The organism is Pseudoflavonifractor phocaeensis (assembly GCF_038439875.1).
In the GTDB taxonomy this organism is placed as follows: Bacteria; Bacillota; Clostridia; order Oscillospirales; family Oscillospiraceae; genus Vermiculatibacterium.
In genome coordinates this window covers 47,550-59,371 of the sequence record NZ_JBCDMT010000002.1, presented here as the reverse complement: position 1 = coordinate 59,371, position 11,822 = coordinate 47,550, and the positions used below count along the sequence as shown (strand labels likewise).

At 63.4% G+C, this 11,822-nt stretch carries 8 protein-coding genes and 3 tRNA genes; all 11 read right to left on the bottom strand.

Features of this window, described 5'->3' with window-relative positions; genetic code table 11:
• Positions 1-205: 205 nt before the first annotated feature.
• Positions 206-282, bottom strand: a tRNA-Val gene (locus AAEU42_RS03030).
• A gap of 19 nt (positions 283-301) precedes the next feature.
• Positions 302-376, bottom strand: a tRNA-Glu gene (locus AAEU42_RS03025).
• Between the two features lie 70 nt (positions 377-446).
• Positions 447-523: transfer RNA gene (locus AAEU42_RS03020), tRNA-Met, on the bottom strand.
• Between the two features lie 88 nt (positions 524-611).
• Entirely contained in the window at positions 612-1,301 is a 690-nt protein-coding gene (gene vanR, locus AAEU42_RS03015; protein ID WP_342232052.1) for a VanR-ABDEGLN family response regulator transcription factor, read from the bottom strand.
• 92 nt (positions 1,302-1,393) lie between these two features.
• Positions 1,394-2,929 (bottom strand): ABC transporter substrate-binding protein, encoded by a 1,536-nt coding sequence (locus AAEU42_RS03010; protein WP_342232051.1) that lies wholly within the window; start codon positions 2,927-2,929, stop codon positions 1,394-1,396.
• Between the two features lie 8 nt (positions 2,930-2,937).
• The gene (gene pgeF / locus AAEU42_RS03005; RefSeq protein WP_342232050.1) at positions 2,938-3,747 is read right to left on the bottom strand and encodes a peptidoglycan editing factor PgeF; all 810 of its coding nucleotides are present in this window, start codon (positions 3,745-3,747) and stop codon (positions 2,938-2,940) included.
• A 105-nt stretch (positions 3,748-3,852) separates the two neighbouring features.
• A complete protein-coding gene (gene secA / locus AAEU42_RS03000) occupies positions 3,853-6,615 on the bottom strand; it encodes a preprotein translocase subunit SecA (protein ID WP_342232049.1) in 2,763 nt (920 codons plus the stop codon).
• Positions 6,616-6,782: 167 nt separating this feature from the next.
• Positions 6,783-7,328 carry a peroxiredoxin-like family protein gene (locus AAEU42_RS02995; protein ID WP_342232048.1) on the bottom strand — a complete coding sequence of 182 codons (546 nt, stop codon included), beginning with the start codon at positions 7,326-7,328 and terminating at the stop codon, positions 6,783-6,785.
• 89 nt (positions 7,329-7,417) lie between these two features.
• On the bottom strand, positions 7,418-8,653 hold the full coding sequence (locus tag AAEU42_RS02990; protein WP_342232047.1) for a MalY/PatB family protein: 1,236 nt from the start codon (positions 8,651-8,653) through the stop codon (positions 7,418-7,420).
• A gap of 114 nt (positions 8,654-8,767) precedes the next feature.
• Entirely contained in the window at positions 8,768-10,189 is a 1,422-nt protein-coding gene (locus AAEU42_RS02985) for an APC family permease (RefSeq protein ID WP_342232046.1), read from the bottom strand.
• A gap of 374 nt (positions 10,190-10,563) precedes the next feature.
• Positions 10,564-11,772 (bottom strand): amidohydrolase, encoded by a 1,209-nt coding sequence (locus AAEU42_RS02980; protein ID WP_342232045.1) that lies wholly within the window; start codon positions 11,770-11,772, stop codon positions 10,564-10,566.
• Positions 11,773-11,822 lie beyond the last annotated feature (50 nt).

The window sequence follows — 11,822 nt, the reverse complement described above, 5'->3', positions numbered from 1 at the left end:
AATTACGGCACCTTTCCCCGCGCGAAAGATGCGGGCCGTCCGCCCCTCGCCGGGAGTCCGGCGTGAATCTCGGAGCGCAGCGGAGAGTTCCCGCAGGGAGGCTTCGCCGACCGAGGATGTAAAATTTAAAAGGGTGGCGCGCCGCAAGCGGCGCGGAAGCCAAATAAAAGGACAGAAAAGATAAAATCTTTTCTGTCCTTTTATTTGGTGGAGACTACTGGACTCGAACCAGTGACCTCCTGCGTGTGAAGCAGGCGCTCTAACCAGCTGAGCTAAGCCTCCAAATTGTCGCTGGGAAAAATGGTGACGCGTATGGGAATCGAACCCATGTTACCGCCGTGAAAGGGCGGTGTCTTAACCTCTTGACCAACGCGCCATAGGTCGCTCGGCGCATCCACATCGCCTAAAGAGCTCCCCAGGGGACGCCCCTGGCGCCCCGTGGGGATTGGTAGCGGCACCTGGATTTGAACCGGGGACACCACGGGTATGAACCGTGTGCTCTAGCCAACTGAGCTATGCCGCCATTTGTACCGCTGCTGAACAGGGCAGGATTTAGTATACCCGATTCCAGAAAAATTGTCAACTGGATTTTTGCCCTTTTTCCGAATTTTTCACTCGATTTTGTACCCCACGCCCCAAACCGTCTTAATGAACCGGGGATTGCGGCTGGGCTCCCCCAGCTTCTCCCGCAGGCGGCGGATGTGGACCATCACCGTATTGTTCCGGTCCAGATACTTCTCCCCCCACACTGTCTCGAACAGCTCCTCGGCGGAGATGACCTTCCCCCGGTTGACGCACAGCAGCCACAGGATGTCAAACTCGATGGGGGTCAGGTTCAGCAGCTCGTCGTAGAGCCAGCACTGGTGGGTGGTCTTGTTGATGGTCAGACCGTTGACGGACAGGGTGTCCTCCGCCTCCTTCTCCCCGCCGTTGTAACTGGTGTAGCGCCGCAGCTGGGCCTTCACCCGGGCTACCAGCTCCAGGGGGCTGAAGGGCTTGGTCATATAGTCGTCGGCCCCCACGGTGAGGCCGGTGATCTTGTCGGTGTCCTCGGTCTTGGCGGTGAGCATCAAAATGGGGAACTGGCGGCTGCGGCGGATCTCGGCGCACAGGGTCATGCCGGAGATGTCGGGGAGCATCACGTCCAGCACCGCCAGATCCAGCTTCTCCCGGCCCACCACCTCCAGCGCCTCGGTACCCGTGCCGCAGGTAAAGACCTGGAACCCCTCTCCCCGCAGGTATACCGATACCAGATCGGCGATCTCGGGCTCGTCGTCCACCACCAGGATATTGGCCTCCATGGTCCGTTCCCCTCTCTTTCGCAGCTACTAACGCCATGATAACAGGGGCGTCCCCGGCCGTCAAGGCTAGGGACGCCCTTGTCAGAAAAAGTTCAGAATTGCTTGATATTCCAGCTCTCCAGCCCGGCAAACACGTCCCGCTGGGTGGGGGCTGCCCCGCTCACCTGCCCCCATTGGGTCAGGAGGGAGCCGTTTTTGAAGCACAGCGGGGCAATGGGCGCCATTTCCGCCACCCGGGCGCAGAGAGCGGCGGCCGCCCCGGCCCGCTCCGGCTCCTCAGCCGCCCGGCAGGCGTCCATGAGGGCGTTGGTCTGGCTGTCGATATACCCGCCGTAATTGAGGCCCCCAGAGGAGCCCAGCAGGGCCCCCAGGTCGAAATCCGCCGTCAGGGTGGTCTCCCCCAGGTAGAGGTCGAAGCTGCGCTTGGAGAGGGCGGAGAGGTAGTTCTCCCAGGGCAGCTTCTCCACCGTCACCGTGCAGCCAAGGCCCGTCAGGGCCTCTCCCAGGGCTTCCGCCACCGTCACCTTATAGGTGTTCTCCTGGTTCACCACCAGCCGCAGGGTGAGGGCGGAACGGCCCTTGTGGAGCTTGCCGTCCTCCCCCAGCTTCCACCCCGCCTCCTCCAGCAGGGCCCAGGCCCCCGCCTGGTCATAGGACAGGGCGGCGGCCAGCCCGGCGTCGTACCAGGCCGACTCCGGGTGGACGGGCAGGGCGGCGGCCACGGCGTGGCCCGCCAGCAGCTTGCCCGCCACGCTCCGCCGGTCGAAGGCCAGGGAGAGGGCCCGGCGGACCTCACTGTCCCGGCAGGCGCCGCTCTGGGCGTTGAAGCCCACGTACAGGAGGGTGGTGGTGGGGTAGTCGGTGGCCTCAAACCGCCCGGAGTAGCCCAGGGCGTTGGTCCCTGTGAGGTCTGTGTCCACCAGGGAGATCTCCCGGGCGTCGAAGGCGTACACCAGGTCGTCGCTGGCCCCGATGGATCGCAGGGGGATGGCCGCCAGGGGCACCGCCGCCCCCGTCCGGGCGGTGAGCTCCAGCTCCTCCCCCTCCCCCGTCAGATAATAGGGCCCCGTGCCCAGGGGCCGGGCCGAGTCCCCCGTCTCCTTGACGATGGGCACGTCCAGCAGCGCCGGAAGGGCCCCGTTGGGCCGGGAGAGGGTCACGGTCACCTCACCCTCCCCCGCCGTCACCCGGCTGATCCCGGCCAGCCGGCCGCCGTAGCGCTCGCTCTGCCGGGCCAGGTTCAGGGAGGCGGCGGCCTCCACCCCCGTCAGCGGGGTGTTGTCGGAAAAGGTTGCGGCGGCCAGCCGAAAGGTCCAGGTGAGGCCGTCCTCACTGACGGTGTAGCCGGCGCACAGGTCGTTTCGGGGCTGAAAGGTCCTGTCCAGGGCAAACAGCCCCCGGTACATCAGCGGCGAGAGGGTCAGGTTGGTGCGGTTGCCCCCGGTAATGGGGTGAAAGCCCCCGCCGGGGTAACAGGGCAGCACAAAATCCAGCCCCTCGGCCTCCACCGCCGGCGCCGTGGCCGTAGGGGTGGGGACCGGGGTCTCCACCGCCGGCGCGGGCCCCCGGCAGGCACTCAGGACCAGGGCCAGCGCCAGGGCCGTCCAGGCCCACTTCGTCCTCCTCATGGCCGTCCTCACCCCAGGGCGATCAGGGCGGCCTGGCTCCCCCGCCTGCCCTGGGTCCGGCGGTGGGACCAGTATTTTTCGGGCAGGCACATGGTGCAGTCCGGGGAGATGTCCACGTGCCCGGCCAGCAGCCCGGCCCGCTCCAGCCGCAGGGCGTTGAGCCCCTTCAGGTCCACGTGGAACTTGCCCCCCTCCCCTCCGGTGATGAAGGGCAGGGCGGCCGCACCCAGGGCGGCGGTCATGGCGTTGGGCACGTCCTCGTCGGTCTCAAAGCAGCATTTGGAGATGCCGGGGCCCACGGCGGCCAGGATGTCCGCCGGGTCGCTGCCGTAGTGGCCGGTCATCTGCTCCACAGCCCGCTCCACGATCCCCAGGGCCGTCCCCCGCCAACCGGCGTGGACGGCGGCCACCACCCGGCGCACCGGGTCGCAGAGCAGGACGGTGAGGCAGTCCGCCCCGAACACCACCAGGGGCAGGCCGGGGATGTCGGTGATGAGGCCGTCGGCCTCGTAGTCCACCGGCCGGTCCAGCCCCTTCCCCAGGTCGGCGGAGGTGACGCAGCGCACCCGGTCGGCGTGGACCTGGCAGGAGAAAACCAGCTTGTCCATCTCCACCCCCAAGGCCCCGCACACCCGGCGGTAGTTCTCCCGCACGTTTTCCGGCCTGTCCTCCCGGTTGACGGCCAGGTTCAGGGAGGAGAAGATGTCCCCGGATACACCCCCCGTCCGGGTGGTGAATCCGTGGGCGATCCCCGCCCGTTCCATCTGGGGCGAGACCTGGAAGGTCAGGCCGTCGACGGTCTTATCCAGCAGTTCCATGGCAGCTCCTTTCTTATGGGGAAACGTCCCAAGTCCCTTCGGGACCCCGCGGAAAAACGGAGCCCTCATCGCCCTTTCCGGCGGTGAGGGCTCCGTCCTCTTTGCTTACATATCCTCTTCGGAGTGGTATTCCTTGCAGTCGCACTTCTTCCACTTCTTGCCGCTACCGCAGGGGCAGGGGTCGTTGCGGCCGATCTTCACGCCCTTGCGGACCACCGGCTGCTTCTTCACGGTCTGGTCGCCGCCGCCGGACTCGCCGGTGACCTTGGCCACCCGCTCCCGCTGGACCTGGCCGCCCACCTGGACCCGGGCCAGGAACAGACGGCGCACCGTCTCCTCCTGGATGGCCCCGATCATCTCCTCGAACATGTCGTAGCCCTCGCGCTTATATTCGATGATGGGGTCGTTCTGGCCGTAGGCCCGCAGGCCGATGCCCTGGCGCAGCTCCTGCATGGCGTCGATATGGTCCATCCAGTACTCGTCCACCACCCGGAGCATCACCACCCGCTCCAGCTCCCGCATCAGGGGGGAGCCCAGCTCCTGCTCCTTGGCCGCGTAAATGGCGCTGGCCTTCTCCTGGAGCTTTTCGCACAGCGCGTCGGCGGACAAGCCGGCCAGCTCCTCGTCGGTGTACTTCAGGTCGTCGGGGTGGAGGAACACGTTCCGGAAGGGCTCGGTGGCGGAGCGCCACTCCTCGGCGGTGAGATGCTCGCTCTCCCCCATATGGCCGTGGACGGCGTTTTCGATGACCATGGTGATCATCTTCTGGATGTTGTCCTGGAGGTCCTCCCCATCCAACACCTGGCGGCGCTGCTTGTAGATGACCTCACGCTGGGTGTTCATCACGTCGTCGTATTCCAGGGTGCTCTTCCGGATCTGGAAGTTCCGGGACTCCACCTGCTTCTGGGCGTTCTCGATAGCGCTGGTGAGCATCTTCTGCTCGATGGGGGTGTCCTCGTCCACACCCAGCTTCTCCATCATGCCCATGACCCGCTCGGAGCCGAAGAGGCGCATGATGTCGTCCTCCAGGGAGAGGAAGAACCGGGTCTCGCCGGGGTCGCCCTGACGGCCGGCACGGCCCCGGAGCTGGTTGTCGATCCGGCGGGACTCGTGGCGCTCGGTGCCCACGATGAAGAGCCCGCCGGCCTCCCGGACCTTGTCGGCCTCGGGCTTGATGGCCTCTTTATACTTGGCCTCGGCGGCCTGGAAGGCCTTCCGGGCGTCGATGATCTCCTGGTCGTCGGTGTCGGCGAAGCCGGTGGCCTCGGCGATGAGCTCGTCGCTCATGCCCGCCTTCCGCAGGTCGGCCTTGGCCAGCAGCTCGGCGTTGCCGCCCAGCATGATATCGGTACCACGGCCGGCCATGTTGGTGGCCACGGTGACGGCGCCGAACTTGCCCGCCTGGGCCACGATCTCGGCTTCCTTCTCGTGGTTCTTGGCGTTCAGCACGTTGTGCTGGATGCCCTCTTTTTTCAGCATCTCGGACAAGAGCTCCGACTTCTCGATGGAGATGGTGCCCACCAGCACGGGCTGGCCCTTTTCGTGGCACTCCTCGATCTGGCGGATGACCGCCCGAAACTTGCCCATCTCGGACTTATAGACCACGTCGTCGTGGTCCTCCCGGGCCACGGGCCGGTTGGTGGGGATCTCCACCACGTCCAGGGAGTAGGTGCCGTTGAACTCCTCCTCCTCGGTCATGGCGGTACCGGTCATGCCGGAGAGCTTGCCGTAGAGGCGGAAGTAATTCTGAAAGGTGATGGTGGCCAGGGTCTTGGACTCCCGCTGGACCTGGACCCCCTCCTTGGCCTCGATGGCCTGGTGAAGGCCCTCGGAGTACCGGCGGCCGAACATGAGCCGACCGGTGAACTCGTCCACGATGATGATCTCGTTGTCCTTCACCACGTAGTCGATGTCCCGCTTCATGAGGCCCCTGGCCCGGATGGCCTGGTTGATGTGGTGGGAGAGGGTGGCGTTCTCCGGGTCGGCCAGGTTCGCCACGTTGAAGGCCTTCTCCGCCTTGGCCACGCCCCGGGCGGTGAGGGTGACCGTCTTGGCCTTCTCGTCCACCACGTAGTCGGCGTCCAGGTCGGGGTCCTCCTCCTCCTTGCTGTCGGTCTTGGCGTACACCTTGACCTTCAGGGTGGAGGCAAAATGGTCGGCAATCTGGTAGAGCTGGGTGGACTGGTCCCCCTGGCCGCTGATGATCAGGGGGGTCCGGGCCTCATCGATGAGGATGGAGTCCACCTCGTCCACGATGGCGAAGGCGTGGCCCCGCTGGACCAGCTCGCTGGCGTAGATGGCCATGTTGTCCCGCAGGTAGTCGAAGCCGAACTCGTTGTTGGTGCCGTAAGTGATGTCGGCGGCGTAGGAGGCCTTGCGGGCTCTGGGGTCCACGTCGTGAATCACCAGGCCCACGGTGAGGCCCAGGAAGCGGTAGAGCTTGCCCATCCACTCCGAGTCACGCTTGGCCAGGTAGTCGTTCACCGTGACGATGTGGACCCCCTCGCCGGTGAGGGCGTTCAGGTAGGCGGGCAGGGTGGCCACCAGGGTCTTGCCCTCGCCGGTGCGCATCTCGGCGATGCGGCCCTGGTGGAGGATGATGCCGCCGATGAGCTGCACCCGGAAGTGCCGCATCCCCAGCACCCGCCAGGAGGCCTCCCGGCAGACGGCGAAGGCCTCGGGCAGCAGGTCGTCCAGCTTCTCGCCGCCCGCCAGCCGCTCCTTGAACTCAGGCGTCTTGGCCTGGAGCTCGGCGTCGGAGAGGGCCTTGTAGGGCTCCTCCAGCGCCTCTATCTGTCTCACCAGGGGCTCGAGGGCCCTGACCTCCTTCTCGGAGGTGGTGCCGAAAATCTTGCGTAAAATACCCATCTGTGTCTGTCACCTTTCGATAGCTCACGCCCTGGGGCGCTTTACTGAGACTCGTATCAATTCAGTGTACACTATACCACAGTTTTTCGCAATAAAAAAGTAGAAATTGTGAACAAAGCAAGCAGAAAAAGGGCGGCCCGAAGGCCGCCCTTTCCAAACGCGCAAGTTTATTTCAGCAATTCCGCCAGTTCCTCCGGCGTGGGCACGTCCCCGGCGGAGACGCCGTAGTGGGCGTAGCTCAGGGTCCGGTCCGGGGTCATGACAAAACAGGCGGGAAGCTGGAGCTCATCGCCCTCGTAATCGCCGTGCTTGAAGCCGCCGGCGGTGGCCTTGGCGATCTTGCCCATGGTCTTCAAATCCGCCATCTTGGCCTTGGACTCGGCGGGGGCAATCTCAAACTCCTTGTACAGTTTCTGCTCCGGGTCGCAGACGATGTCGAAGGGCAGGTCGCCGGGCTTTAATTGGGCGGCCAGCTTGGCGGGGTCGGACTGGAGCACCACCAACATCTGCCCGCCGGCGGCCGCGATTTTGTCGTGGGCCTGGGTGAACTGGTGGATGTCGTACTGACACAGGGTGCAGCCGTAGTAGCGCAGGAACACCAGGGCGGTCTTGCCGGCGGTCTTGCCGGCGGTCTCGGCCAGGGTGCGGCCGCTTTCAAAGGGGGTGTCGAAGGTGAAGTCGGGCATCTGGGCCCCCACGGTGAGTTTGGACATAAATAATCTCCTTTCAATTTTCAGGCGGATACGCCAAATCCCCGGCAAGAAAAACTCTTGTCGGGGACGGGCGGTTTGAAGCGGGGAACTTAGGCGTTGAAGACGTACTTGTCCATACGCTCAAAGGCTTCTTTCACGCGGGAGAGGGGCAGGGCCAGGTTCAGGCGGATGTGGCAGGGGCCGTGGAACATCCGGCCGTCCTGCCAGATGACGCCGCACGCCAGGCCGGCCTTCTCCACGTCGTCGATGGTCTTGCCGTGCTTCTCGCACCACTTGGAGCAGTCCAGGAACAGCATGTAAGTACCCTGGGGCTTGGAGACCTCCACGCCGTCAAAGTGCTTGGCGATGTAGTCGCAGGCATAGTCGATGTTGCCGGTGATGGTCTCGCACAGCTCGTCGCACCACTCGTAGCCCTCGGGCTTGTAGGCGCCGATGAGGGCGTGGAGGGAGAACACGTTCATGTCGTTGTAATGGGGCAGAGAGGACTCCTTGTCCATCCGCTCCCGCATCCACTGGTTGTAGACGATGTGGTAGGAACCCACCAGCCCGGCCAGGTTGAAGGTCTTGGAGGGGGCGTAGATGGCGGCGGTGCGCATCCGGGCGTCCTCGCTGACGGACTGGGTGGGCACGTGCTTGTGGCCGGAGAGGATGATGTCGGACCAGATCTCGTCGGAGACCACGAACACGTCGTGCTTCTTGAAGAGCTCCATGGCCTTCTCCACTTCCCACTTCTCCCAGACGCGGCCGCAGGGGTTGTGGGGGGAGCAGAAGACGGTGGCGTGGATGTGGTTCTCCACGATGCGCTTCTCCATGTCCTCGAAGTCCATGCGCCACACGCCCTCGGCGTCCTTCACCAGGGGAGAGAGGACCATGTTGTAGCCGTTGTTGGTCAGCGCGCCGGTAAAGCCGATGTAGGTGGGGGTGTGCAGCAACACGTTGTCGCCCTTGGAGCAGAACACGTTCAGAGCGCTGATGACGCCGCCCAGAACGCCGTTTTCATAGCCAATGTGCTCCCGCTTCAGGCCCTTGACGCCGTTGCGGGTCTCGTGCCACTTGATGATGGAGTCAAAGTACTCGTCGGTGGGCTGGAAGTAGCCGAAGGCGGGGTGCTGGGCCCGCTCGATGATGGCCTGGGGGATGGTGGGGCAGGTGGGGAAGTTCATGTCCGCCACCCACATGGGGATGTTGTCCAGGCCGTCCCGGATGGGCACCTCGGACAGGGGCTTCATGACGAAGTTGCCCGCGGCGTCGGGCTGAGGGACCACGTCGACGGCGATGGCGTCCTTGCCGTGGCGGTCCATAATAGAGGTGAAATCGTACTTCATTGTAATCGGTCCTTTCTGATTTTATATCCTTTACTTACTATACTATATTTCTGCGGATTAGGGAAGCCGGTCCATCAGAACCGGCTCCCCTAATTCATCGGGAAACAGAGGGCTTCAGATCGCCTTGGCGGCCGCGGCGGCCTCCCGGGCCTCCTCAGCCTCGTCGGCCTCGGTGGCGGCCAGGGCGTCGGCCGCGATCTTCGCCCGCTTGGCCAGCAGGTCTTCCTTCTTGACCATGCCGGTGCGCAGCTGGATCTGGGCGATGCCCACCATGACCACCAGCAGCACCACACAGAGGATCATGGAAGTGGTGCTCAGGTCCTTAAAGAGGTAGAAGGCCACGGCGCAGGCGCAGAGGGTGCCGATGACGCACAGGCAGTTGAAAACAGGGGTAGGCATGTGGAGGGTGGACTTCTTCCACTGCTCGGGGTACTCCTTGATCAGCTTGATCATGGAGATGTTCATGTAGGCATTCATGACCATGGAGATGATCATGACCAGGGAAATGAGTGCGTCCACGGACAGGCCGGTGAAGATGGGCACGATGGTGAACACGAAGAACAGACCCATGACCACGTAGGGGTAGCCGCTCTTGGTGGTCTTTTTGAAGACCTTGGGCAGCCAGCCGTCCTCGGCCACGGAGAGCAGGGGGTAGCGCAGCATGGTCATGCCGGAGGCCAGGGAGGACATGATGGCGCAGCAGGCGGCGCCCAGGATGAAGATGGCGAAGAGGGTGGGGCTGAAGATGGTCTGGGCCACCAGGGACAGGTTTTGGCCCGCAACCTGCTCCACGGGGAGAACGCCGGCGGCCACGACGGACATCAGGGCGTACACGGCGGCGACGGTCACGCAGATCAGCAGGATGCCCAGGGGGATGGTCTTGCGGGGCTTCTTGGTGACGGGCATAACGGAGACAGGGGCCATGGTGGTGCCCTGGCAGGCGAAGGACATCATGGCGATGGCGCCGATGAGGCCGCCGAAGCCGCCGGAGAAGAACTGGCCGTCCGCGTTGGAGAAGTAGCCGGGCTGCACCTGGGGCAGACCCACCACCACAAAGATCACGACGGAGACCAGCAGCGTGGCCGTAATAATGGTGGTGATCGTGGCCAGGGCTTTGGTGCCCCGGATGGACAGGGCGAAGAACAGGACGATCAGCGCGATCGCGATCAGATTTTGATAGGGTGCCAGATCGGTAAAGACCGAGGTGAAATAGCTGGCGAAGGCCAAACCATACGAGGCCATGCCAAACCCGTTCACGACGGTGGCCAGTGCCGAGAAGCCCGTCATGGTGGGGCCCATCAGCATAACTTTCATATCATAGTCGCCACCGGGGAGGACGAACATGGAACTCATGATGGGGTGGAACAGGTAAGCCAGCAGCATGTACAGACAGCCCACGGAGACCGCCAGGACAATGGAACGGCCGGTGTAGGCAATGCCGAAGCCCATCATGACGAAGATGCCGGAACCGATGGCGCCGCCCACGCCCAGACTGAAGATGTTGAACAAGCCTAATTTCTTTTTCTCACCTTGCATTTTGCTTCCTCCTCAAAGTTCTCCCAGTTTTTACTCCTATCATAAAAGCGGGCCCGCTTCTACTTCTCAACGGTGTGAAAGGAGTATCATGTTCCGCATGCGGAACATGACGGAAAGGCCAGCCTTTCCGTACCCCGATTAACTATCTCAATCGTTAAGATACTTAATCATGAAGTGTATTTATCATAACACTTTATTGGGATACGTCAAGGAGTTTTTTGTGCTTTTTCTACAATTCTTGCACATCACACAAAACTGTTTTTTGCTTTTTGTAGGATTTGCACAGCTTTTTGGAGGACAGCGACCAGGCCCAGGCAGTATGGGCGGCCGCCTGGGCCTGGTTTTTGGTCACAGCGGAGGAAGGGTGCCGCCGTTTAACCCTGGTCCCCGGCCAGCCACTCCACGGCGAAGCGAACCGTGGAAATGGCCCCGGTCTTCAACACATTTTCATTCAGGTCGAACTTGTCGTTGTGATGGGCGGCGCCGTACCCAGCCTCCGGATTTTTGATGCCCAGGAAGGCGAACACGCCGGGATACTTCTCCAGCCACAGCCGGAAGGACTCCCCGGCGTACCAGGGCTCACAGTGGACCACGGTGCCCTCGGGCAGGATCTCGTTGAGCACCCGGTCGGCCACCTCGGCGCACGCCGGGTCGGTGACGGTGGGGCCGCCGATGAAGTTCAGCATTTTGGGCGAGTACTCCACCTTGCAGTTGTGCATGGCGGCGGTGTGGTCGGCCACCTGCTGGGTGATCCGCACGGCCTTCCTGCCCTCCTCCAGGTCGAAGAAACGGTAGGTGCCCTGGATCTGCGCCGTCTCCGGGATAACGTTGCCCGCGTCGCCGGCGTGGAACATGGTCAGGCCCATGGTGACGGTCTTGCCGGCGGTGATCTGGTTGCAGAAAGCCACGCTGAGGTTATTGAGGAAGTTGGCCCCGCAGAACACCGGGTTGACGGCCAGGTCGGGGCGGGAGCCGTGGCCGCTCTTGCCCACGAAGGTCACGTCGATCACGGCGGCGCCGGCCATCCGGGGGCCGGGGTCCACGCACATCTTGCCCTCCTCCAGCTCGGCGTACACGTGGATGGCCCAGCAGCGGTCCACGTGATACTTTTCCAGGGCCTTCAGCAGGGCTTCCACGCCGCTGTTGGGCTCCTCGCCCTCCTCGAAGCAGAAGAGGACCGTGCCGTTGAGCTGGTCCTTCATCCGGTAGAGGACCTGCATGGCCCCCAGCAGCATGGAGGTGTGGGCGTCATGGCCGCAGGCGTGGCAGGTGTTGCCCTGCTCGGAGACGCAGGTCCGGGGGCCGGCCAGGTTGTTGGGGTTTTCGGCCAGGGGCAGGGCGTCGATGTCGGCCCGGAGGGCCACCACCATGCCGGGACGGCCGGTGTCCATCTTCACGATAATGCTGGTGGTGGGCACCTCCTCATAGGGCAGGCCCAGCTTTTTGGCCTCCTCCAGGATAAAGGCGTGGGTCTTGTTCTCCTGCATGGCCACCTCGGCAAAGGTGTGCACCTTCCGGCGGCAGTCGATGATGTAAGGCTCGTACTCGTCGGCCAGCTTTTTGATCTCTTCGTTCAAATTCAAAATAGTATCCCCCTTTAATCGATACGGAAGCGCTCCGAAACTGCCGTTCC